Here is a 23040-nt window from a genome sequence, read left to right as displayed (position 1 = left end):
CTACAATCCCTCCCCCGCATACACCATCGTTTGTTCCGGCGGCAGCTCGATCCATACCTCGCTGCCGGGTTCAACTCCCTGATGATGAAACAGATGGATCGCCTGATGATCAGCGGTATGCACGATCACTCGCCACCGGGTTCCCTCATAGATGGACTGCGCCACAAGGACCGGCAGAAGATTCCCCTCGGCATCTTCCTTCTCGTGCAGCCGGATGCCCTCCGGATGGACCATGATGACCGCGGGCCCATCCTGCACAGACGTTATCATCCGCTGTCCCTGAATCGGGCGGTCCGCAATCCGCGCATGCGACTTTGCCCCGGGGTCAATCCGGGCATTCAGCCGGTTATGGTAGCCCATGAGCTGGGCGACCCACGGGCTGGCCGGTCGCTCGAACAGCTCCTGCGGCTTCCCGATCTGGTCGATTCGCCCCTCGCGAAGCACGAGAATCCGGTGGGCGACCGTGAAAGCCTCCATCCGGTCATGGGTGACATACAGGGAGGCGATCGCCAAATCTTCGAGCAGACGTGCCAGTTCACCCCGCATGTCGGTTCTGAGCTTGACGTCCAGATTGGACAGCGGCTCATCCATCAGCAGCAGCTTGGGCTCGGTTGCCAGCGCACGGGCAATGCCCACCCGCTGCTGCTGCCCCCCGGACAGCTGGGCCGGCAGCCGATCCAGCAGGCCATCCAGTTTGAGCAGCGATTGCAGCCGCTGCAGCGTCCGTTCCCGGTGCTGACCGTTCATTTTCCGCCGCTTCATACCATACTCGATGTTCTGGCGAACCGTCATATGCGGCCACAGGGCATAATCCTGAAACACCATGTTGATCGGGCGGGATTCCGGAGGAATGTAGAGTCGCCCGCGTTCCACGGCCCGGCCGTCCATCTCGATCTCCCCTTCATCGATTCGCAGCAATCCGGCCACCATCTGCAGCAGGGTGGATTTTCCGCACCCGGAGGGGCCCAGAATGCAGATCCGTTCCCCTTCCGCGACTTCAAACGCAATCGGCTTCAGCACCTGCTGCTCGCCAAATGATTTGGAAACACCCTTCACTTTCAATATCATCGGTCTCTTCATCCTTCCTGTTGCCTCTGTCGGTCCAGCCGCCCGAATACCCAGCGGCCTGCGGCCTGAACGACCATAATGATCAGCACTACACTGGCGCAGCTCACTACGGTAGCTGCGGTTGCGTAGCCATAATTCGAAAATTCAAAAGCCTTGTCAATGACGAGCGGCATCAAAGAGAAATTCGGCGGCTTCAGCATCGAGGCCAAGGCCAGATCGAATACGCTCGTGCCAAACGACGTCAAACCCGCAATTAGCAGAGACTGGCGCACGAGCGGAAGCACTATGTCCCGCATCCGGTCGAATACGCTTGCCCCCTGAATCGCGGCCGCCTTCAGAATTGTTCCCGACAGATTTCCGAAGGCGCCAAGCTGTACCCGAACCGCATAAGGAATCGCCCCGGCAATGCCTGCAATAACAAGCAGCGAAGGCTTGCCGTACAGATGAAGCCCGAGCGGCTCCAGCCACTTCTGATTCCAGATGAAAATATACCCGATCCCGAGCACCACCCCGGGCACAGCCAGCGAAATAATCGAGAACAGCTGCAGCATCGGCCTCATCCTCGACTGGGTAAAGGCGAGCACATACGCCACCACGAAGCCGATCACCATGCTCAGCACGGCCGCTACAGCAGCAACGAGCAGGGAATGGTACATCCCTTCAAGAAATGCCAGCAGGCGATGATCCCCTGCCGTATATGAGAATAACTGGCGATAATGATCGAGCGTAAAATTCTCCACGCGCAAGCCGCCCCCGGCATGTCTCATAAAGGATACAATCGCACTCGTTCCAATCGGAACACCGAGGCTAAGACAAACAAACAGCGCAATCGCCACATTGTAGATCCAGGCATGCTTCGGTTGCTCCTTAACCGTCTTGACCGCTCTCGCATTCAAAAAGTCGTACTTCGAGCGGCGCATCGTCAGCATCAGCAGCGCCATGGCAAGCGCCAGAATGAGCACGAGATAGAAGGCGAGCACGCCCGCCATATCAAACCGGACCGGCGATTGGTAGATGGCGGAATATATCGAGTACGTCAAGGTCGGAAACCTGTAGACGGTTGCCAGCGCGGCTGGCAGCCCGAAGTCGCCGACGGTATCCATAAAGACGAGTGTCCAGCCAGCCACGAAAGAAGGCATCGCCAGCGGTAGCTCCACCGTGCGCCATACGGTGAATGGCCCCGCCCCGTTCAATCTGGCAGCATAACCGAACTGGCGAATGTTCCACTCGGTTGCTGCCAGAATCGCCAGATAGGCGAGCGGAAATTTGCTGAGAGCCATTACAAATACGAGCCCTGTCGGCTGAAAAATAAACGAGGTGACCCATGTCCAGCCGAGCCAGCTGTGAACCAGCCCATCGGCGCTTGCAAACAGCACCCATCCCTGGGCAATCATGAAGGACGGTGCAATGAGCAGCACCCAGGCTGTAATGTCCAATAGCCGGGCGGCTCCGAAGCTCCATCTGGACCGGATCGTCGCCAGCGCCCCACCAATGATCGTGCCGAGCGTTGCCGCCCCGAGCGCAAGCGTGACCGAATTGAGCAAGGATTGCCGCCATAACGGCCGATGGAAGATTTCCCCGATCAGACCGATGCCGCCCCACTCGACATTTCCGAAGAACAGCCCCGGAAATATTACATTGACAAGCACTGCCAGCAGCGGCAGGAAAATAAATAAAAAGAGGAAGAGGGCTACCCCGCCTCCATAGTGAGCTTCCGAAGCTTTCATCGCTGTTGTCCCGCCTTTACTTCACGCTTTGATCTGCAAACCATGTTTTGATCTCAACCTCATGCTCGGAAGCCCATGCGGCTGAAGGGAGCAGAAATTTTCCGTTTGGCTCGCGCTCGCTTCGAGGAGACACCCCTTCTACCAGCGGTGTGAAGAAGCTGTCTGTCGAATCGAGCGAAGCCAGCATCTGCTGTGTCTCCGGCTTCAGCATGAACTCCACAAAGGCTTTGGCCGCTTCCGGGTTACGTGTATGCTGGCTGATTGCCACCACGCGCAAACTTCCCGGCGCGCCTTCTTCAGGCCAAATGACCTCCACCGGTTCCCCGGCCAACTTCAGCTCGTAAGCGTTATGCTCCTGCAGTGCCGCAACTTCGATCTCTCCGCTTAACAGCGCTTTGCCCACCGGGCCGTTCTTCGGATATACCTTCATGCCTTGGCTGAACCGATTTACATACAGCTTCTCCGCCTCGGCCACCCCCCATTTCTCGAAGAAAGCGGACACCAGCGGATACGCAGGCGCTGCAACCGCCGGATCTGCATGCCCTACCGGCCCCTCATAGGCGAAGAACTCCTCCCATGTTTGTGGCGCTTCTTCAGCCGTTACGAGGTTGGTATTATACGCAATAAGCCCTGCTGCGTGAATACCGACCGGATAATAGGCAAGGTCCTCGGGCACATAGGCCGCCCCTTGCTCGGACAGATTCGCCAGATTTTCCGGCTGCCAGCCTGTCATCAGAAAGTCCCGGTCCCCCAGATTGCGGATCGAACCATGACCGTCCATCATCAGCACGTCCCACTGCGGATTGCCCTGCTCGGCTTCAATCTTCGCCAGCGCCTCGCCGCCGCCGTAATGTACGGCTTCCATCTTATAACCGGTCTCTTCCATAAACTTCGGAGCAATGACATCTACGAAATCATTGCCGTACAAATAAATCGTTTCTCCCGGACCGTCAGCACCTGCCGGTTCCTCCGCTTCGACCTGCGGTGCTTCCGCTTCATTCTGACTGCCAAGTGCCTGGCTTGCTTCCCCGGAGCCGGTGCCGCCACTTTGTCCGCATGCGGACACAATGAGCATCAATGCTATAAGCATCATCGTGCTGATATAACGAAATACCGATTTCTTGTTCATGTCGCCCTCCCATTATTCCTATCACATTTCGAATGCTATTTAAGCTTAACCCTTCAATTTCTTGAAAAAATTATCGCTGCGTTAACAAACAATTAAATTTCATCTATCAAATGAAATGTAAGATTGATCGTATCAATGTTGATGATGAAAGGAGAGCAGACTCTTGAACCTGCAACAGTTGAAAGTGTTTGTGCTGACCGTACAATTGAAAAAGCTCTATCTTGTAGCACAGCAGCTCGAGATTACCCAGCCTACGGTGACGTTTCATTTGAACAAGCTCCAGGAGGAGCTTGGCATCGCTCTGTTCCATACGAAGTCCTATCATGTCATCAAGCTGACCGAGGCAGGCCAGGCCTTCTACCATTACGCCTCCCAGATCCACTCCCTGTCATCGGAGGCCGAAGCGACGATGGACGTGTACCGGGGAACAGCGGCTGGTGTCCTGGCCGTAGGCAGCACCCATACGCCGGCAACCTACCTGCTGCCTCCGCTGCTCAAGCAACTGAAAGCCAGCAATCCCCGGTTAACCGTAATGCTCGACGTGCGCCCTGCCCCCTTTATTCTGGATAAACTGAAACGGTACGAACTGGATATCGGAATCATCTCCAACACTCGTGTAGACGATCCGGAACTGGTGTCCAAGCCTTTGCTCAAGGATGATCTTGTGCTCATATTTCCCCCGGATCATGCGCTGGCCTCCGCTGGGGAACTGCTGCCCGGCGATCTCGCTGAGCATCCGTTTGTATCGCATGAACCCGGATCGATCAGCAGGCAGCTGATTGATCGATGGGCGGACAGCAACGACGTTAAGTTTCAGATTTCCCTCGAGGTGTCCGGAACCGAGGCGCTGAAGGCAGCGGTCAAGCATGGCCTGGGCTATGGCATGATTGCAGAGGCCGCCGTGCAGGAGGAGCAGCTGGAAGGCAAGCTGTGTACACGCGCGATTCCGAAGTGGGTGCCCGAGCGCCAGATCTATGCAGTCCGGCACCGGAACAAGCTGATAACACCGGCGCTGCAGATGTTCTGGAAGAGCCTGGCCGAAGCATTTTCCGAGCAGCGGAAATAATCGATCGACATTCAGCTTATTTCGCATTGATGGAAAAAGGGGTAGAATAGGAAGGAACGGCATGTGTATTGCCTGACCTATTACCATCATTTCAAGGAGGATCTATTCCAAATGAGCGTTGATTATAAAGCGTATTTCGAGCAGCATCGCGAAGCCCATCTGAACGAGTTGAAAGAGTGGCTTGCGATCCCGAGCATCTCTGCACTGTCCGAGCATAAGGGCGATGTCGCCCGTGCAGCAGAATGGATTGCCGCCAAGCTGAAAGAAGCCGGGCTTGAGCATGTGGAAATTCATCAGACCGAAGGGCACCCGATTGTGACCGCTGACTATCTGCACGCTGAAGGCAAACCGACCCTTCTCATCTACGGCCACTATGACGTGCAGCCGGTTGATCCGCTTCACCTGTGGCAGACGCCGCCTTTTGAACCGGACATCCGGGACGGCAAGCTGTACGCGCGCGGAGCTACCGATGATAAAGGACAGCTGTTCCTGCATGTAAAGGCTGTCGAAGCGATATTGAAAGAGGAAGGCGAACTGCCAGTCAATATCAAGTTCTGCATCGAAGGCGAAGAGGAAGTGTCCAGCCCGAATCTGCCGCGGTATGTGGATGTCAACAAGGACAAACTGACCGCCGATGCGGTTCTGATCTCGGACACCTCCCTGCTCGCACCAGGCAAGCCGGCCATCTCGACAGGACTGCGCGGCCTTTGCTCGATGGAGCTGACCCTGCACACAGCCAACAGCGATCTTCATTCCGGTACATATGGCGGCGGCGTGCCCAACGCCCTGCATGCAATGGTGTCCTTGCTCGCTTCCCTGCATGACGACAAGGGCCGAGTCAGCGTTGAAGGCTTCTATGACGGTGTGCTGGAGCTGTCCCCGGAAATGCGGGAAGAGTTCGCCAAGCAGCAGTTTGACGAAGAGAAGCTGAAGAAGGATCTGGAGCTTGACGCACTGTTCGGCGAGGAAGGCTACTCCTTCGTGGAACGCGTTGGCGCACGTCCTACACTGGAACTGAACGGCGTATACGGCGGATTCCAAGGGGAAGGCAGCAAGACGGTGATCCCGAGAGAAGCCCATGCCAAAATCACCTGCCGCCTCGTCGCTGACCAGGACCCGCAGGCCGTGCTTGATGCGATTGAGGCCCACCTGAAGGCTCATACTCCTGTGGGTGCGAAGCTTACGTTCAAGCCGAAGGAAAAGGCGTTTGCATTCAACATCGATCCATCTCATCCAATGCTGCAAAAAGCGGCGGACGCGTTCGAGAACGTGTACGGTACACGGGCGCTGTTCACAAAAGACGGCGGCTCAATTCCGATTGTCGAGCGTCTGTCCAGCACGCTGAATGCCCCGGCTGTCATGATGGGCTTCGGTCTGCCGGATGAGAACTTGCATGCACCGAACGAACACTTCAACCTTGAGAATTTCGACAAGGGATTGCTGACCATCGTAGAATATTTGAAGCTGGTATAAGGTGAACCAGCGGCGGGGCCTGCCTCGTGATTCCAAGCCTATAAATTAAAGAAGAATGCCCTTGAGCCAATCACTTCCCTGGCTATTAGGGCATTCTTTTTTTGGGGCTCGGAAGTTCCTGTCTGGGACCTTTGCATGATTATCCCTTTCGTTCAGGTTGCTGCCAATCTATCCCGGTGTTTTCGTTTTCCTGTGTCTGCCCTTGGCCTCGCGCCGCGACCTTGATCTGCCGTCTGCCGTTGATATTCGTCTGCGCTTGATCTCTATCTGTGTTTGATCTCTAATCTCTACCTTGTGCTGATCTCCACCTGTCCTTCATCTCCATCTATGCTTGTTCTCCATATTGAGATTGATCCCCATATTGAGCTTGATCTCCGTCTTATCCATGATCTCTTCGTCTTGAGATCGACACCCTACCGTAAAAGTCTAGCGTTCTTCCTTCGAGCTTCTGTTCCCCGTTCACTGTTCTCGGTTCTCAGTTCGCTGTTCACTGTTCCCCGTTCTCTGTTCACTGTTCACTGTTCTCGGTTCTCGGTCACCTGATCAAACGGGATAATCGTGCTAAGCAACCAGCAACAAGGTGTTTATTTGACGCAACCCGTCATATTCAACTCCAAAAAGGGCACATTAACGTATAGCGCATATAAGGAGGGAATGCATTGAAAGCCGTCACTTTTCAAGGCAAAAAGGATATTCAGGTCAAACAGGTGAACGACCCGATGTTGAAAAAAAAGGACGACATCATCATCCGGGTGACGTCGACATCCATCTGCGGTTCGGATCTGCATATATATCAAGGGGTCATGCCTACCGAGCGAGGATACGTTATCGGTCACGAGCCGATGGGGATTGTAGAGGAGGTCGGTCCTGAAGTTACCCTTGTCAAAAAAGGCGATCGGGTCGTCATTCCATTCACCGTATCCTGCGGACAATGCTATTATTGCCAGCATGACCTGGAGAGCATGTGTGATGTCACAAACGACAAAGGCATCGTGGACGGCGGCGGCTATTTGGGACTCGCGAGAAGATATGGAGAGTACCCCGGCGGACAAGCCGAATATCTCCACGTCCCGTACGGGAACTTCATGCCCTTTGTCATTCCTGAATCGTGCGAACTGGAGGATGAGGCGCTTCTGTTATTGTCGGACGTGCTGCCGACAGCGTACTGGAGCGTGGAGCATGCCGGCGTGAAGCCCGGCGATACGGTCGCTGTACTCGGCTCCGGTCCGATCGGGTTGATGACCCAGAAGTTTGCGTGGATGATGGGCGCCAGCCGGGTGATTGCCATTGATCGCGTCCCCTACCGCCTCGCGAAAGCCAAAAGCATGAATCAGGCGGAAGTTTACAATTTCGAAGATTATGACGATATGGGCATGTATATCCGCGAGATCACCAAAGGGGGCGTCGATATTGTCATAGACTGCGTCGGCATGGACGGCAAAAAATCCATGATTGAGAACATCGGTCAGAAATTGATGATTCAAAGCGGGCCCATGAGTGCGATCCGGATGGCCATCAAAGCGGTCCGAAAAGGCGGCACCATAATGCTGGCCGGTGTATACGGCGGCGTCTACAACCTGTTCCCGCTGGGCAACCTGTATGAACGAAACATCACGTTAAAGATGGGACTAACCCCAGTCATTCATTACATGCCCGAATTGTATAACCTAATCAACAGCGGACAGATTGACCCGACCGAAATTGTGACACACCGAATGCCCTTGGAACGAGCGGGTGAAGCGTACGAAATGTTTAACAATCGGGAAGAAGGATGCATCAAGGTTGTATTGAAACCATAACGAGATCTTCTCAACCTAACCTGCAACTCGCACACGATCACGCAGCTGCTGTACGGCTCTCCAATCTCACAACCATATTCCGCTCATCACATGTTCGCCCGGTATTCAGAGGGACTGTATCCGACCCTCTGGCGAAAGGTTTTGGAGAAGTAGTTGGCGGATTCGAAGCCTGTTGCGTCCGCAATCTCTTTGATGCTCAGCGTCGATGTTCTCAGCAATATTTTGGCCTGTTCCATCCGTTTGATACTCAGATATTTCTGCGGTGTTGTACCAAAATGACGTTTGAAGTATTTGATAAAATAATTCGGGTGAAGATGAATGGTGGCAGCCATCTGCTCAAGCGTAATTTCCTCGTGCAGATGGTCCTGGATGTATTGCTGCACAATAGCAAGACGCTGCATCTCCCACGTTTTGTCTGGATGAATCGCAGGCGTCGTCCTATCCAAAATACGGGACAAAATATCCAGAACGGCAGACTTCTCCTTCAGCCTGGAGGAGACCGTCTTCTGATGCCTTGCCTGAACCAGTTCGCAGAATACCCCGGTCATGAGCTCAGGATCAAACCCGTCATACACAAGCGGGACATCCAGCCAGGAGAACACTTCCGAATCTCCCACCGTGGCTGTAAAATGGCACCAATACTTCAGGAACGGCCGATCGCTGATCGTGGAATATGACTGCTTCGTACCCGCCGGCATCAGAATCAGCTGGCCCGGCCTCGGATACAGCTCCTTATCGCCGATCTTGAGCCACCCCTCCCCATCCACAATCCAGTAGAGTTTATTGTAGTCTATCGTATAATCGAATTCTTTCCATTCCGGCCAGCACTGTGTATACTCCGCTTCCAGCACCTGAACCTGCATATGAAGCAGCATCTGCTGAATCGCTTCCTGTTCGTTCTGCGCTCTCTTCTTCATCTTCGATAATCCTCTAAAGTTATTATAATACCCTTATTAGTTAAGTAATTGTCTATTCATACTACCATATAATTGCTACAATCATGGTCGATAAACCAGGAACAGGGGGACTGATCCCATGACGAATCATACCAATCCCATTATCCAGGAGCGCAAGGAACGTGTACAGTGGTTTGAGCAAGACCGCTTCGGCATGTTTATCCACTGGGGGCTCTATGCCATTCCTGCCCGAGGAGAATGGATTCGCAGCACGGAGAAAATGAGCATCCAGCAGTATCAGACCTATTACGACGAATTCAATCCTGTCCATTACAATCCGCGGGAATGGGCCAAGGCGGCCAAGGAAGCCGGCATGAAATACGCCGTGTTGACAGCCAAGCATCATGATGGCTTCTGCCTGTTTGACAGCAAGCTTACGGACTACAAATCTACCAACACCCAGGCTGGCCGCGATCTGGTCAGAGAATTTCTGGAGGCCTTCCGAGAGGAAGGGCTGAAGGTTGGACTCTATTACTCGCTGATCGACTGGCACCATGAAGACTATCCTGCCTACGGCGACCGCATCCATCCGATGCGGGAGAACGAAGCATTCAAGCGCGACCCGAACACCTTCGGCCGCTACCTGGACTACATGCACGGCCAGGTTCGGGAACTGCTGACAGACTACGGCAAGCTCGATCTTATGTGGTTTGACTTCTCCTATGATGAGATGACCGGAGAGAAATGGCGTGCAACCGAGCTGGTTCAGATGATCCGCGAGCTTCAGCCGCATATCCTTATCGACAACCGGCTAGAAGGCAGCGGCGAGCAGGGCGGAAGCATCTATACTGCCAATCCTTCGATATACAGCGGGGATTTCGCTTCACCGGAGCAGATTATTCCTCCCCGCGGTCTCGTCAATGAACAGGGTGATCCGATTCCGTGGGAAGCCTGCATTACGCTGAACAACAACTGGGGGTACGCCGCAGCGGACCGAAACTACAAATCGGCTACAACGATCATCCGCAAGCTGGTGGAATGCGTAAGCAAGAACGGGAATATGCTGCTCAACGTCGGGCCTGATGCGAAAGGCGCCATCCCTCAGGAAAGCCTGGACATTCTGAAGGAGATCGGGGACTGGATGAAGAAGAACGGGGACAGCATTCACGGCTGCCGGGCCGCCGACTTTCCGAAGCCGGAGTGGGGACGCTATACGCAAAAAGGCAACAAGCTGTACGCCCATCTGTTCGAGGAATCGATCGGACCGATCAGCCTGCCCGGATTGGCAGACAAGATCAAGAGCGCCCGCCTGCTTGCTGACGGCTCCGAAGTGTTCGTTGGCAGACCGTGGAGTGCCGCAGAATTCATAGAGGATGCGTTTATAAGCTTTGCCCGTCCCGAGCATTTCACCTATCCGCTCCCTGATAAGCGCAACACGGTCATCGAGCTGGAGCTGATCATCTGATCATGTCTGATCCCATCTGATCAAGTCTGATCAGGTCTGATCGTCAGGATCAGGATTAATCATAGCTCCAAATCACGTGGATTGTATGAAAGACCGACGATATCACTATGATAGAAGGCCAGCATCAAAGTGAGCATTTGATGCTGGCCTTAAACGTCTAGTATGCGGATCCTTCTCCGTGATCAATCAGAACAGGCATTGTTGGTTCAATAACGTTTCCAGTCTTCTGCATTTTCCCGCGACCCTTATCCCTTGCTTCCGCCTTGCAGACCGAAGCCGCGGGACATAAATCGCTGGGACAGCACATACATCACGATAGCCGGAACGGCATAGAGGACGGAAAATGCCGCCAGACTGCCGTAATCCACCATCCCGTATTGTCCGAAGAACTGGTACAGCTTCAGCGCAGCCGGGAACTTCTCCGGGGATTGCAGCAGAATGTAAGGGACAAAGAAATTGCCCCAGCTGCCGGAGAAGGTAAAGATCGCCACCGTGCAGATTCCGGGCACCATGAGCGGAGCTACTACCCTTCGGATACCGGTCAGCAGCGAAGCCCCGTCCACCCAGGCAGCTTCCTCCATATCCCGCGGTACGGAATCCATAAAATTTTTCATCATCCAAATGCCATAGGGCATCGACGATGCCACATAGAACAGAATGACGCCGCCAATGCTGTCATACAGCTTCAATCCGAGAAACAGCTGATAGACCGGCATCATGACCGCGGTAATCGGAAGCGATGTCATGAACAGAATTGTAAGCATAAACGGTTTCTTGTATTTCATCTGATACCGGGACAGCGGATAAGCGGCCAGCAGCGCCAGCAGCACGACAAGCACGGCTTGGCCAAGCGAAATGACCAGACCGATCAGATATGCCCGCTGATTCTCAGGACTCGTGATAACCTCAACATAATTTCCCATCGTCAGCTGGCTGGGGAGCTTGAGGGACTGCATGGCATTGGGATCAACGGAAGCCACGAGCACCCACAGCAGCGGCAGCAGAAAACAGAGCCCGATTCCGGTCAGTATCGTGTAAGGCAGTATTCGGTAGATGAGCTTTCGTTGCCTGGCATTCATACGAACTCCTCCCTGATTACTCTTTCATCGATCGGATATAGAGCAGACTCAGCACGATGCCGATAAGCAGCAAGAGCAACGAGATGGCTGTTCCGTAGCCGAGCTGATAATTAACAAACGCCTGGTTGTACATAAAGATCGGCAGCGTCATCGTTGAATTGCCCGGCCCGCCGCCGGTCATCGCATAGATAAGGCCAAATACCCCGAGCGTCTGCAGCGTGACCAGCATCGCATTGGTTGTAATGGAGCCTTTAATGTAAGGGATGATGATCGAGGTGAAAATTTTCCACTTGGACGCCCCGTCGACGACGGCAGCCTCCTCAATCTCGCTCGGAACATCGTCCAGCGCTGCCTGAAACACCATCATCGAGAATGCCGTGCCATGCCATATATTCGCCAATATGACCGTCAACATCGGAACGGTAAACAGCCAGGTCACTTCCGAGAATCCAAACGACGTAATGATGGCATTAAGCGTCCCGTCATCCCCGAAAAAGCTGTACAGACACAATGCGCATACAATTTCGGGCGTAACCCAGCCTGCAAGCACGATCGTCCCGATGACACGCCGGAACGTCCGGTTTCGCTGCTTCATCAGCAGCGCAATGAGAAAACCGAGCACCTGCTGTCCGATCACCGCTGATCCGATCAGAAATACGAGCGTGTTCCAGATGCTTACTTTCACCGTAGGATCCTGGAACATGCGGGCATAGTTGTCCAGCCCGACAAATTTCAGCTCCCTGGCCGCTTCCCCTGTCAACGCGAGGTTCGTAAACGAATAGAAGAACGTGAGCAGGATCGGATAGATGAAGAACACCAGCATAATCGCCACGGACGGAAGCAGAAAAAACAGCCAGGTGTAGGTGCTTCTTTTCGGTTTCTGTGAGCCTATCGTCAAGCTGCTCATGAACCTAGCTCCTTTCATGCAGGGAATCGAAATACCGCCTGCTCAGGCGGGTCGCGCTTGAGCAGGCTTCTGTTCTCGTCACTATTTCTCTACAACATTGTCGGCGCCTACGATTCGGGTGACATCCTGGGCATACTTGTTCATCGCATCCTGAGGCGAGGTTCCGGTAGCCACCGCTTCAACCATCGTCTGGATTTGCGTGGATACCTCCGGATACTTCTCCTGCGACGGTCTGAAATCGGCATTTTGCAAATAAGCGGTCGCAATTTCATTGAACGGCATCTGGGTATACCCCGGGTCTTTGGCAACATCGGTACGCACCGTAATATTTCCGGAGCTGGTCACCAGCTTCTGGGTGTTGTCCTTGTTCAATGCATATTTGATGAATTCCCAAGCTTCGTCCTTATTCTTGGAATTGCTCGGAATCGACAATGCCCAGCCTCCGGCCAGCGTAATTGATCCGGGCGGCTGTCCCTCGCTGGTCGGCATCGGGGCAAATCCGAGCACATCTTTATATTCCGGCCAAGGCGCCGCCCCCGTCTCCAGATAATTGCCGGTAATCCAGGAGCCGTCGAGCGAGATCGCCAGCTTTCCTTGCGGCAGATATTCCCGGGAGGCCGTATTGCCGGCCTGACCGTTCAGCACTTTGGACAGCGGCGGACCCAGTCCTTCCTTGTTCACGGTTTCCACGAAGCCCAGCGCGTCAAGGATGCCCTGGCTTTTGATAATCCATTTGCCGCTGGCATCATCATACAGGCGCTCCCCGGTGCCATAGAGCAGCATCTCGTACGTCTGCATGGAGGTCGCCTCCCCGGTAGCCTTGCCCATATTCATCCAGATTGGCACGATATCCGGTGCCTGTTCCTTGATCGTTCTGGCTGCGTTAAGCACTTCCTCCCACGACTTCGGCTGCCAATCCTCAGGAAGTCCTACCTGCTTGAAAATTTCCTTGTTATACCAGAGTCCACGGGAATCCGTGTTGTACGGCACACCGTACACTTTGCCATCGCTGGCAGTCACCCCTTTTTTCATCGCTTCAATAAAGGAACCGTTATTCCAGTCCTCCCAGTCCTGCAAGCGGTCATCCAGCGGCTCCAGATATCCGGCGCTTGCGTCCGAATTCAGGATGAACGTATCCTCGGTGACGATATCAGGTGCGGTCTCCGTGGATTTCAGAGCCAATGCAACCTTGGCAAAATAGTCGCCCTCGGATGCCTGGATCGGCGTCGGCTTGATCTCCACATCCGGGTTCGGGTAACTTGCGGATACCTCCTTCAACCATTTATAGAAGGCCCCGTTCTCTCCGATCCCGTCATCGCGGAAGGTTACCGAGATGACCGTTTTTGCATTTTCTCCCGCCTCCCCCGTTTCCGGCGAACCGGGTTCAGACGACTGTCCCCCGCCCGCGCATCCAAACAACAGTGACAAACTGAGTGCCGATGATATCAGCATCAGTCCCCTTTTGCCGCCTTTCATTCTGTTCCCTCCTTTAGTCCATTGACCGTCACTTCTTTGGCATTTTGTTGTATCCGCTTACAGAAAGCGTCTACTAAAATATATTGATGGGATTGTGAAGATATTCGGAACTTTTTAGGGGAACGGATAGGAAGATGGCTGTCATGCATCAGCAGAGCAGTGCTCCGAACAACAGAAAAAAGCCGCAACACTGCGGCTTTCCAAGCTTTCGCATCATCACATTGGCACCAACAATTCCGTTGCTGGATAGAGCGATGGCTTTCTTACAATCAGGTATATTATGGTTTAAATTGTAATAGATGTTATATATTCTTTTAGTAGGGAATCACGTTCTGCCTCGCTTCCGTCTGGCATGAAGTCTTTCATTCCTGCGGCACCTGGTTCACATCTGTACACAGCACATTCCAGCGGTGGCCATCCGGATCGGCAAATCCGGCTCCGTACATCCAGCCCTGGGCCTGAGGCTCGCTGAAGATCGTCCCCCCGGCTTTTACCGCCTGGCCGATAACTTCGTGAACGCGCTCCCGGCTGCCTACATCGATAGATAACAACGCTTCCACACCTGTGCCGCTCACTTCCGCCGGGGCATGACCGGTGAAGGTTGAGAATGCCGCCTCAGGAAGAAGCATCACCAGCACTTGGTTATCGCCCAGCAGCAGAGCTGCCGTATCGTCCCGGTCAACATACTCGGGATGGAACGTAAATCCGATCTCCTTATAAAACTGTCTTGACCGATCCAGGTTCTCCACAGGCAGGTTAACCCAAAATTCATTTGGCATGAGTTATTCTCCTTCTTGATATAAGATGGCATGTTCAGCTTCACGATGTCTCTATCATTTTTACCCGGCTGCAACCATTACATAACAAACGAAAAAATAATAGAAACGATGACCATACCATTCCCCGCCTGCTTACATCTAATATACTGTGGACAATGCTGGGATGCTTCATAATCCAGCATGCCCCAAATCGATCAAGGTGGTGGATATATGAGCACAATCAGCAAGCTTCCAGCTTACGGTACCTGCTGCCTCGTTCCTCGTCCAGGCAAGAGCAGCGCGTCTCTTCCCTACTCCAGCAACTGGAGCGGATATGTCCTCACAGGCAGAAAAGGGAAGTACAGCTGCATCTCCGGAGAATGGACAGTTCCTTTCGTTCTGCCTACTTCACGATCTTCCTACTCTTCGGCCTGGGTCGGAATTGACGGCTACAACAACAGCAGCCTGATCCAGACCGGTACCGCGCATCACTTCGTAAACGGCACCGCGCAGTATTATGCCTGGTGGGAGATTCTCCCCAGCTACGAAACCCGTATCTCCTTGCCGGTGAGACCGGGCGATGTTATGCGCGCTTATATTGCCAAATTAAAAGGCAGCAAGTGGCTGATCCGCCTGCAAAACCTGAGCCGGGGCTGGACCTTCAAAACGGTGCAGAGTTATCATGGTCCGCAAACTTCGGCTGAATGGATTGTGGAGGCGCCCACCGTGAACGGGAGCCAGTCCAGCCTTGCTCGACTTTCCCCTGTCGCTTTCGTCCGCAGCCGTGTGAATGGCTGCAACCCGAAGTTCACCCCTTCGCAGAGGATCGGGATGCTGCAACATCATCGCATCGTATCCCTCCCATGCAAACCGTCATCTTCGGGAAGCTCTTTTGTCGTGAAAAACCAGGTCCGCGCATAACTTGCCCTGGACAAGACAAACGCCGCATCATCAGAGATGATCGCGGCGTACATAGCGCTATATCGCCGGCCCGGCACCTTCGGATGCCAGGGCCGGACCTCTAATGCCAGGGGGCTGAATTACGCCCCGCCCGCTTTACAGCAAACCGGATTGTTTGACTGTCGCCAGGAACTCCTGAAACTCCGGAATGTTCAGCTGCTGGGCAGCATCGGACAGTGCGGTCGCCGGATTCGGATGCACCTCCACCATAATGCCGTCCGCACCTGCAGCCAGCCCGGCTTTCGCACATGGAGCCAGAATATCCTTCCGGCCTGTGGAATGCGTCACATCGACCAGCACCGGCAGATGCGTCTCCTGCTTCAGAATCGGCACAGCCGAGATGTCCAGCGTGTTGCGCGTGGCCTTCTCATAAGTTCGAATGCCGCGTTCAATCAGCATGACCTGCGTGTTGCCGCGGGACACGATATATTCGGCCGCATGGACGAACTCATCAATCGTCGCCGCAAGACCGCGCTTCAGCAGAATCGGGGTCTTGACGTCGCCCGCTGCCTTCAGGAGCTCGAAGTTCTGCATGTTTCTAGCCCCGATCTGAATGACATCGATATATTCACAGGCCAGCTCAACATGCGCCGGATCCACAATTTCACTGATCGTTTTCAGCCCGAATTCGGAGGCAACCTCCTTCAGAATTTTCAGACCTTCAATACCCAGCCCCTGAAAATCGTACGGCGATGTTCTCGGCTTGAAGGCTCCGCCGCGCATCACGGTAATGCCAGCCTCCTTGAGCGCTGCAGCCACCTGGCGCACCTGCTCATAGCTTTCCACAGAGCACGGTCCAGCGATCATAACCGGCTGTCCGCCACCAATGGCGGTCTCGCCCAACTGGATCACCGTATCCTCCTGCTTCTTCTTGCGGCTGACCAGCAGATGCTTCTTATGCTCGACCTGCTGCAGCTTGAGCGAAGCCTGGAAAATCTGCTTGAACAGATGGCGGACCGTTTCATTATCGAACGGCCCTCTATTGTTCTCCACCAAGCTATCCAGCATTTTCTTCTCACGGACCGGATCATAGTCAGGCACGCCCTGCTTCTGCTTCTCTTCCCCAATCTCCTGAACCAGCTGTGCCCGCTCCGACAGCAGTGCAAGCAGCTGCAAATTGACGGAATCGAGCTGGGAGCGCAGCTCCTCCAAACGACCTTCATTAATATTCATAACGGTTTCTCTCCTTCACTCATTATTATTTATCTGAAAATCAAAAAGACTCCTGTCCGTCAAGGGACGAGGAGTCGTGGTACCACCCTTATTAGATATGTGCGTCCATCGTATTCACCGCAGCATATCTCACTTGAGCCTCTTAACGCGAGGTGGACGGATATCCCTACCGCAGCGCAATCGCACCGCTATCAGGATACCAGCTCAGGAATGAACTTCGGCAGCAGACGCTTCGCCCGGGCGCTCTCAGTCGGTGGCAGCCCTTTCCTGTCGGGAAGTTCCGGTGCTTACTCTTTCCTTCATTGCTTGTATAACATATCATGTCATGAATTTATAATGCATTGTAATACACTCGGAATGGTATTGCAAGGGTTTCTTGAAAAATGGTTTCAAGCCCGGTTCGCTCGGCTGCTGTCCTTGTCGCTAGCGATGCTAGCCTGATGTGACACTGCTCCCTTCCTCACCGGTTTCCCCCAATAAGTAAACAAGCGCCACACATATTCTAACGGGCCGATCGGGAAGAGGCGCAGCCATAGCATGCTGAAGATCACCTGCGCGGCATAGACCGCCAGGGCAATAAGCATCTGGATTCCAACGTCCACGGTGCCGTACAGCGCCAAGCCGTAGCTATAAAAGATAAAGCCACAAATAACCGATTGCATGAGATAGTTGGTGAAGGCCATTTTACCCGGATAGGAAAAGACCCGCAGCACCTTCTGGCACCGCTTGTTCTGGTACAACAGCGCAAATAGCGAAATATAGGCCAGTGACATCAGGGGCGCGCCAACGAACAGCATAACGGCCTCCATGGCAAACGACAGCTCCGTCCATGCCATCGCCAGCTGCGCGGCAAGTCCCAAGACGCCTCCGATCCAAGCCAATCTAACGAACAGCGCCCGGTGCCCGGCAACGTCATGCAGAAACCTGCGCTTGCCGAAATACATGCCTAACAGAAACAAACCCAGCACTTGGGGATAAAACAGAATCATGTTAAAAATCGAGGCGATGAAGTCGTTCAGCCTTTGCCCCAAAATCTGCCCCGCATCTCCAGCGCCATAGATCGCCGCATCCTTCGCTTGATAATAGAGTGCCGTCTGCTGCATTTCTTCCCCGCTCAATGTGGTGAATTGCGGATCGCCAGATGAAGCCAGGCTGCTGATCACGACCAGCACCGGAACGATCAGCTGCAAAATGAGCGACCAGATAAGCAGCGTTTTCGGCTTGCGCTTGATAAACAGCAGCAGCAGGAAGCCGAGAATCGCATAATGCGTCAAAACGTCGCCATACCATATCAGCATGCCGTGAATCAGACCGATCACCAGCAAGGCCGTCAGTCTCCGGGCATAAACACGACGGAAGCTCAGCCCCTTCGCCTCGCAGCTGTTCTGGAGCAGTACCGCCCCCAAACCGAACAGAAACGAGAAGATCAGAATAAATTTGCTGTTGATGAAAATGTCCTTCAGCATGCCAAGCGCTTCATTGTACCCGCCAGTCCACAGGTCCACGCCAAACGAAATCGTCTGGAGCGATGTCGTGAAAAAAAGAATGTTTACCAGAAATATGCCCAATAAAGCAAATCCCCTCAAGCTGTCTATGAGTGTAATTCTTTGCTGCCGTACGTCTGTCATGTCGATCATCCTTCCACAATGTTGGTCCATGCAAGGTTAATCCATAAGCATAAAGAATTTATAAAGCCGCATGTATGCGCTCCTGAATCGCTGTGATAGCTCTTATCTGGGGTTAGCTCCGGGCCCTTTCTTTATCGCTTCTTTAGAAAATCCATGTATACTAGGATGAAGTTAACCGATCTCATAGACTGACGGAGGATCTGTATGACTCAAGAACGTATATTGCTAGTGGACGACGAAGAGGAAATTATCGCTTTTATGAAAGACGCATTGGAGCGGGAGGGATATCAGGTATTCACCGCCGCAAACGGCCGGGAGGCGCTGGAATTAAGTCAGCTTCAGCCTGAGCTGATCCTGCTAGACGTGATGATGCCCGAGCTGGATGGCTTTGAGACATGCCGGCGGCTCCGGGAATTTACGCAGTGTCCGATCGTGTTCCTGAGCGCTTGCCAGAGTGAAACCGATCGCATTCAGGGGCTGGCGGCGGGCGGCGATGATTATCTGTTAAAGCCGTTCAGCCTGGCGGAGCTGAAAGCCCGAATTCACGCTCACCTGCGACGGGAGAAGCGGGGACTCACGCCCCAGGACCAGAGCGTTCTCCGCTTCCATTCCTTAACCATTGACTGCAAAGGCTATACGGTAAACGGGAATGGTCAGGATATCTCACTAACCAACAAGGAATTTAAAATTGTAGAGCTGCTGGCCATGCATCCGGGGCAGGTGTTTACGCGGGAGCAAATCTACGAGAAATTGTGGGGTTGGGACGCTGAAGGCGACGATGCAACTGTCACCGAGCATATCAAGAAAATCCGGGCCAAATTCGCGGCCTGCATCCCGGATCGCACTTATATACAGACCGTATGGGGCATCGGATATAAATGGGAGGTCAAATGAGCAGACAGCGGCCGGTCAAAAGTATATTCATCCGCAGCTTTCTGTCGGTGCTGTCGCTCAGCCTGATCGCAACACTTCTTACCTGGGGGCTGCTGGCTGCTCTGGTCAGCTTTCTGTTTCAGCATGAGGTGCTGCGTCCAGCCAATTATTACGAGAAGCAGATTCCGGCTATCGAGCATTTTGCCAATTCGAAAGGAGCGCTCCTGCTGAGCCTGGAATCACAGGCCGAGCTGGAACAGCTGATTCCTTCTTCCGGCATATCCTATGGCGTTGTGGCTAGCAAAGGGCAATTTCTCTACGGAGACCCCGCGATCACCAAGCGATGGAATCAGGATGCAGCAGCCGTTCAAGTGACTCCGGCGAATTGGATCGGGGGAAATATTACGAGGTCTGTGCCGATTCATGACCATAACGGGGAACAGGTAGGTACGCTATTGCTGGAATATTCGCTCAGGATGACCGCTGTCAATCCTGGTCTTAGTCCCTGGATTAACAGTGGCGTTCTGTTCTTGTTCCTGACTCCCTTTCTTTACATCGCGCTGTTCACCTATCTGTTCGGCAAACAAATCAGCCGAATGATCAGCCGGCCGCTGCAACAGCTGCTGGATGGAGCTGGCCGGATCAAGGAGCGGAACCTTCATTTTTCGATGAGCGAGAGCTCCCCGGTTACCGAGATGAATGAGCTGACGGTTGCTTTTGAGGAGATGCGAAAGGAGCTGGCGCAATCCTTGGAGAGGGAATGGAAGCAAGAGCAGGAGCGCAAGACGATGTTCGCTGCACTTGCCCATGATTTGCGCACCCCGCTTACGATTATCCAGGGCCATGTCGAAGGGCTTGAGGAAATGAATAGAGGCAGCAAGGAATCTCCAGTCTCCCAATACTTGAACGTGATTAAGAGGAACACCGCCAATGCTGCCCATTTGCTGAAGGATATGAACACCATCGCTGAGCTTGAACATATGTCCTTTCATCTTCAGCCGATCCCAATGGATATAGAGGAATTTATAGAGGAGAAAACCATCGAGTACAAAGCGCTGTGCGCTGATAAGAACATCACGTTTACAGCAGCATGCCAGGATGAACGGACGTCTGTTCAGCCCATTCTGTTCGATCCATACCGGATCGCACAAATTCTGGACAACCTCGTGGCCAACAGCATCCGTCATACACCGGCAGCCGGGACCATCACCTGGAGCATCGAGATGAACGAGCATCAAGTGAAGATGGCGATCTCTGACACAGGTAACGGATTTGACAGCCAGGAGCTGAAGCAAGTGTTTGAACGATTCTATCAAGGGCAAGGACGTGCCCCAAGGCAGAAAGGACATGCCGGCCTCGGCCTCTATATCGCCAAATTGCTCGTCTCCCATCACGGCGGTCAGATTACCGCAGCGAATCATCCGGAAGGCGGAGCGATGGTCTCCTTCTCATTTCCGCTGCGGACCGATTCTTCCTCTATCTTAAGCCGATAGAGCGCCTTGTTCTCAAGTCCGCGAATCATCGGCGTCCACGGTTCGGATGGCGCGGTCGTATCGAGGGCGTCCTCCACCATCTGAAGCTTGGCGTCCATCATATCGATATAGTGCAGCGCCACCGCTTCCGCCGTTTGAGGCTGAACAGGGCTGCCCCATTCGCCGAGATTGTGATGGGACAGCACCAGATGCTGCAGCCCGAGCACCAGCTCGGAATCCAGCGAAATGCCGTGATAGATGGCCGCCTCGACGATCCAGCCGGATGCAAGCGCAATATGCCCGATCAGCTTGCCCTGATTGCTGTAATCCGTCACGATGCCCATCTGGGCGATCATTTCCTCCGGCTTGGCAATATCGTGCAGAATGATGCCGGCCTTGATCAGATCCGGATTGAGGAACGGGCGCTGCTTGCAGATGAAATCGCCGATCTCAAGCATGCGGACAATATGATAGGCGAGCCCGGCGAAATAAGCATGATGATAGGACTTCGCAGCCGGATAATGCATCAGCTTGTCCTCCACCTTATCAGCGCAATACGTCACAATCATGCGAATCTCCTCATGCGCAATGCTCTTGATCGCCAGTTTGATCGTATGGAGCAGATCGACAGGGCGAAGCGGGGCGGCTTTCACATAATCGGTGATCGACACTCCGTCATCGTCTGTTGCCCTGCGTATGCGGCTTATTTTGACTTGAGGCTGATCCCGGTAGCTTTGCACCGTTCCCTGGATTTTGACCAGCTGCATTGGAAAAAACGTCTCTTTATCCTGGATCGTCACATCCCAGTATTTCGCAGAAATTTGCCCGGTCGCATCCGACAGCACAATGTCAAAATAATCCTTCGGCGGTGTACCGCTCGTTTGTCTTAGGTTCAGTTCCTTCAACAAATAAAAGCCCACGAATTCATCCTGAATGCGGAGTTGGTTAATCGGTTTCATAGGTCCCCTCCCATGCTGTTACAGGGGGCTTCAGCTGTGCCATGCCTCCCCGAACAGCCTGCAGCGAAGCTGACAGGCCTACACCCTATTATAACGGCAGATCCGCGTTTCGGCATCCGCCCGTCTGCATCCAGGAAGAGACAGCCACGCAAACGGCATGGCTCCGCACTGATCTCCGTGCTGAAGTTAACGCCCGCCCAGCAGCTTCCTCCGAACGGCGCCGATCAGCAGGACAAGTAGCGGAATGGCTATCAAATGAAGCATGGCATACCCAACCCATACATTCTGGATAATATCCGAGACATACACGGTGTTGATGTACGTGTTCCAGGATACGATGATAAAGATGATCGACAGCGGATAAATCAACGAACGCTGTTCCTTCAAGCCGAATACGCTCTGCAAGCCTTCAAGAATGGACAGGAACAAGAGGGAGATTTTAAGGAAGAAGGTCAATACCCATAATGTAATTAAAATCCCTTCCACCCGCTGAAAAAAGTTGCCGACGTTAATCGTTTTGGCCAGGGCGAATGCCGGAAATGTGCTGTTCTCCGTCTGCTCGATGCCCATCACAAGCACGCTCAGTGTCGTGATGATCGCAAGTACAACTTCACCGCTAAATGCGCCAAGCACATAGGCCCGCTCACCGTCCTTTCTTTTGTTGACCAACGAAAAAAACACCAGCAATACAATCAATTCCTGAAACATCGAGGAATGGAGCCCCGCTGTCAATACAGGCCCCCAGCCCTCCTCAAGCACCGGTTTAATATAATCCCATTCAATCTGTGGAATGAGCCCCAACACAAGAACCAGAAACAGAAATACGATCCAGGGAAAGGCAAGCTCACCGACCCTGGCCAGTATAATCGGCCCCATCCGGGCACAAATGACCGCCGAGAGCAAGAACAACAGCTGAATCACTTCCGTTGGCGTCTCCGGCATAATCTCGCTCGTCAGAAAAAAGCCCAGGTTCCCAAGCAGCGTGCCTGTCAAAATCAAAAAGTAGAACAGGTACAGCAGATTGAGCGCCTTACCCAACACTTTGCCGAGAACTTGCTCATGGATCTCGAAGATCGTCTTTCCCGGGTAGAGACGAACGATTCCGATATACATCAGAACCATCAGCAGATTG

Annotated in this window: 19 protein-coding genes; 7 read left to right on the top strand and 12 right to left on the bottom strand. The window is 53.5% G+C overall.

The genetic code is table 11. From position 1 onward, the window contains the following. The 3 genes from CHH67_RS05125 to CHH67_RS05115 are packed head-to-tail and all read right to left on the bottom strand — an operon-like array spanning position 1 to position 3924. Positions 1-1080, bottom strand: coding sequence for an ABC transporter ATP-binding protein (locus tag CHH67_RS05125; RefSeq protein ID WP_244908088.1), 1080 nt, complete (start codon positions 1078-1080; stop codon positions 1-3). Next, positions 1077-2795 (bottom strand): ABC transporter permease, encoded by a 1719-nt coding sequence (locus CHH67_RS05120; RefSeq protein WP_095263915.1) that lies wholly within the window; start codon positions 2793-2795, stop codon positions 1077-1079. The genes CHH67_RS05125 and CHH67_RS05120 overlap by 4 nt, the downstream gene beginning before the upstream one ends. A 16-nt stretch (positions 2796-2811) precedes the next feature. Further along, the gene (locus tag CHH67_RS05115) at positions 2812-3924 is read right to left on the bottom strand and encodes an extracellular solute-binding protein (protein ID WP_095263914.1); all 1113 of its coding nucleotides are present in this window, start codon (positions 3922-3924) and stop codon (positions 2812-2814) included. A gap of 163 nt (positions 3925-4087) precedes the next feature. Between CHH67_RS05115 and CHH67_RS05110 the strand changes: the two genes are divergently transcribed. The 3 genes from CHH67_RS05110 (at position 4088) to CHH67_RS05100 (ending at position 8262) form a co-directional block, all read left to right on the top strand. Continuing rightward, complete coding sequence (locus CHH67_RS05110) at positions 4088-4990, top strand: LysR family transcriptional regulator (RefSeq protein ID WP_095263913.1); 903 nt, start codon at positions 4088-4090, stop codon at positions 4988-4990. Between the two features lie 111 nt (positions 4991-5101). Continuing rightward, a complete protein-coding gene (locus CHH67_RS05105; RefSeq protein ID WP_095263912.1) occupies positions 5102-6463 on the top strand; it encodes a dipeptidase in 1362 nt (453 codons plus the stop codon). Positions 6464-7122: 659 nt separating this feature from the next. Beyond that, positions 7123-8262, top strand: a complete 1140-nt coding sequence (locus tag CHH67_RS05100; protein WP_095263911.1) for a zinc-dependent alcohol dehydrogenase — start codon at positions 7123-7125, stop codon at positions 8260-8262. A gap of 86 nt (positions 8263-8348) precedes the next feature. On the opposite strand, the gene CHH67_RS05095 is transcribed toward CHH67_RS05100, so the two are convergent. Further along, a complete protein-coding gene (locus CHH67_RS05095; protein WP_095263910.1) occupies positions 8349-9179 on the bottom strand; it encodes an AraC family transcriptional regulator in 831 nt (276 codons plus the stop codon). Positions 9180-9297: 118 nt separating this feature from the next. Between CHH67_RS05095 and CHH67_RS05090 the strand changes: the two genes are divergently transcribed. Continuing rightward, on the top strand, positions 9298-10623 hold the full coding sequence (locus CHH67_RS05090; RefSeq protein ID WP_095263909.1) for an alpha-L-fucosidase: 1326 nt from the start codon (positions 9298-9300) through the stop codon (positions 10621-10623). A gap of 245 nt (positions 10624-10868) precedes the next feature. Here CHH67_RS05090 and CHH67_RS05085 read toward each other — a convergent pair whose 3' ends face one another. The 4 genes from CHH67_RS05085 to CHH67_RS05070 form a co-directional block, all read right to left on the bottom strand. Next, positions 10869-11702, bottom strand: a complete 834-nt coding sequence (locus CHH67_RS05085) for a carbohydrate ABC transporter permease (protein WP_095263908.1) — start codon at positions 11700-11702, stop codon at positions 10869-10871. Between the two features lie 16 nt (positions 11703-11718). Next, complete coding sequence (locus tag CHH67_RS05080; RefSeq protein ID WP_095263907.1) at positions 11719-12609, bottom strand: carbohydrate ABC transporter permease; 891 nt, start codon at positions 12607-12609, stop codon at positions 11719-11721. A gap of 81 nt (positions 12610-12690) precedes the next feature. Further along, a complete protein-coding gene (locus tag CHH67_RS05075; protein WP_095263906.1) occupies positions 12691-14085 on the bottom strand; it encodes an ABC transporter substrate-binding protein in 1395 nt (464 codons plus the stop codon). 362 nt (positions 14086-14447) lie between these two features. After that, positions 14448-14864, bottom strand: a complete 417-nt coding sequence (locus CHH67_RS05070; RefSeq protein WP_095263905.1) for a VOC family protein — start codon at positions 14862-14864, stop codon at positions 14448-14450. A 210-nt stretch (positions 14865-15074) separates the two neighbouring features. Here CHH67_RS05070 and CHH67_RS05065 point away from each other — a divergent pair, with 210 nt between their 5' ends. Continuing rightward, positions 15075-15764 (top strand): G1 family glutamic endopeptidase, encoded by a 690-nt coding sequence (locus tag CHH67_RS05065; protein ID WP_179292060.1) that lies wholly within the window; start codon positions 15075-15077, stop codon positions 15762-15764. A 135-nt stretch (positions 15765-15899) separates the two neighbouring features. Here CHH67_RS05065 and CHH67_RS05060 read toward each other — a convergent pair whose 3' ends face one another. Both CHH67_RS05060 and CHH67_RS05055 read right to left on the bottom strand, forming a co-directional pair. Then, positions 15900-16976, bottom strand: a complete 1077-nt coding sequence (locus tag CHH67_RS05060) for a bifunctional 3-deoxy-7-phosphoheptulonate synthase/chorismate mutase (protein ID WP_155617701.1) — start codon at positions 16974-16976, stop codon at positions 15900-15902. Between the two features lie 389 nt (positions 16977-17365). Then, a complete protein-coding gene (locus tag CHH67_RS05055) occupies positions 17366-18604 on the bottom strand; it encodes a DUF418 domain-containing protein (RefSeq protein ID WP_095263903.1) in 1239 nt (412 codons plus the stop codon). A 204-nt stretch (positions 18605-18808) separates the two neighbouring features. Here CHH67_RS05055 and CHH67_RS05050 point away from each other — a divergent pair, with 204 nt between their 5' ends. After that, entirely contained in the window at positions 18809-19498 is a 690-nt protein-coding gene (locus CHH67_RS05050) for a response regulator transcription factor (protein ID WP_095263902.1), read from the top strand. Beyond that, complete coding sequence (locus CHH67_RS05045; RefSeq protein ID WP_095263901.1) at positions 19495-20970, top strand: HAMP domain-containing sensor histidine kinase; 1476 nt, start codon at positions 19495-19497, stop codon at positions 20968-20970. Before CHH67_RS05050 ends, CHH67_RS05045 begins: the two co-directional genes overlap by 4 nt. Here the strand turns inward: CHH67_RS05045 and CHH67_RS05040 are convergent. Together CHH67_RS05040 and CHH67_RS05035 are read right to left on the bottom strand one after the other, a co-directional pair. Then, complete coding sequence (locus CHH67_RS05040; protein WP_095263900.1) at positions 20895-21908, bottom strand: 3'-5' exoribonuclease YhaM family protein; 1014 nt, start codon at positions 21906-21908, stop codon at positions 20895-20897. The two genes, CHH67_RS05045 and CHH67_RS05040, sit on opposite strands and share 76 nt — an antisense overlap. A gap of 186 nt (positions 21909-22094) precedes the next feature. Further along, a partial coding sequence (locus CHH67_RS05035; protein ID WP_144029240.1) for a GerAB/ArcD/ProY family transporter occupies positions 22095-23040 on the bottom strand: 946 nt, incomplete at its 5' end.

It is taken from the genome of Paenibacillus campinasensis, assembly GCF_002272015.1.
Taxonomy (GTDB): Bacteria; Bacillota; Bacilli; order Paenibacillales; family Paenibacillaceae; genus Paenibacillus_AQ; species Paenibacillus_AQ campinasensis.
The sequence above is the reverse complement of the archived record's forward strand: the minus strand, read 5'-3'. Positions and strand labels throughout refer to the sequence as shown.

Excerpts from the sequence above, each read along its gene's own strand:
- CHH67_RS05090 (WP_095263909.1), top strand. The coding sequence starts at position 9,298 with ATGACGAATCATACCAATCCCATTATCCAGGAGCGCAAGGAACGTGTA.
- CHH67_RS05105 (WP_095263912.1), top strand. The coding sequence starts at position 5,102 with ATGAGCGTTGATTATAAAGCGTATTTCGAGCAGCATCGCGAAGCCCAT.
- CHH67_RS05080 (WP_095263907.1), bottom strand. The coding sequence starts at position 12,609 with ATGAGCAGCTTGACGATAGGCTCACAGAAACCGAAAAGAAGCACCTAC.
- CHH67_RS05075 (WP_095263906.1), bottom strand. The coding sequence starts at position 14,085 with ATGAAAGGCGGCAAAAGGGGACTGATGCTGATATCATCGGCACTCAGT.
- CHH67_RS05085 (WP_095263908.1), bottom strand. The coding sequence starts at position 11,702 with ATGAATGCCAGGCAACGAAAGCTCATCTACCGAATACTGCCTTACACG.
- CHH67_RS05060 (WP_155617701.1), bottom strand. The coding sequence starts at position 16,976 with ATGAATATTAATGAAGGTCGTTTGGAGGAGCTGCGCTCCCAGCTCGAT.
- CHH67_RS05045 (WP_095263901.1), top strand. The coding sequence starts at position 19,495 with ATGAGCAGACAGCGGCCGGTCAAAAGTATATTCATCCGCAGCTTTCTG.
- CHH67_RS05095 (WP_095263910.1), bottom strand. The coding sequence starts at position 9,179 with ATGAAGAAGAGAGCGCAGAACGAACAGGAAGCGATTCAGCAGATGCTG.
- CHH67_RS05065 (WP_179292060.1), top strand. The coding sequence starts at position 15,075 with ATGAGCACAATCAGCAAGCTTCCAGCTTACGGTACCTGCTGCCTCGTT.
- CHH67_RS05115 (WP_095263914.1), bottom strand. The coding sequence starts at position 3,924 with ATGAACAAGAAATCGGTATTTCGTTATATCAGCACGATGATGCTTATA.
- CHH67_RS05040 (WP_095263900.1), bottom strand. The coding sequence starts at position 21,908 with ATGAAACCGATTAACCAACTCCGCATTCAGGATGAATTCGTGGGCTTT.
- CHH67_RS05125 (WP_244908088.1), bottom strand. The coding sequence starts at position 1,080 with ATGAAGAGACCGATGATATTGAAAGTGAAGGGTGTTTCCAAATCATTT.
- CHH67_RS05070 (WP_095263905.1), bottom strand. The coding sequence starts at position 14,864 with ATGCCAAATGAATTTTGGGTTAACCTGCCTGTGGAGAACCTGGATCGG.
- CHH67_RS05050 (WP_095263902.1), top strand. The coding sequence starts at position 18,809 with ATGACTCAAGAACGTATATTGCTAGTGGACGACGAAGAGGAAATTATC.
- CHH67_RS05055 (WP_095263903.1), bottom strand. The coding sequence starts at position 18,604 with ATGACAGACGTACGGCAGCAAAGAATTACACTCATAGACAGCTTGAGG.
- CHH67_RS05120 (WP_095263915.1), bottom strand. The coding sequence starts at position 2,795 with ATGAAAGCTTCGGAAGCTCACTATGGAGGCGGGGTAGCCCTCTTCCTC.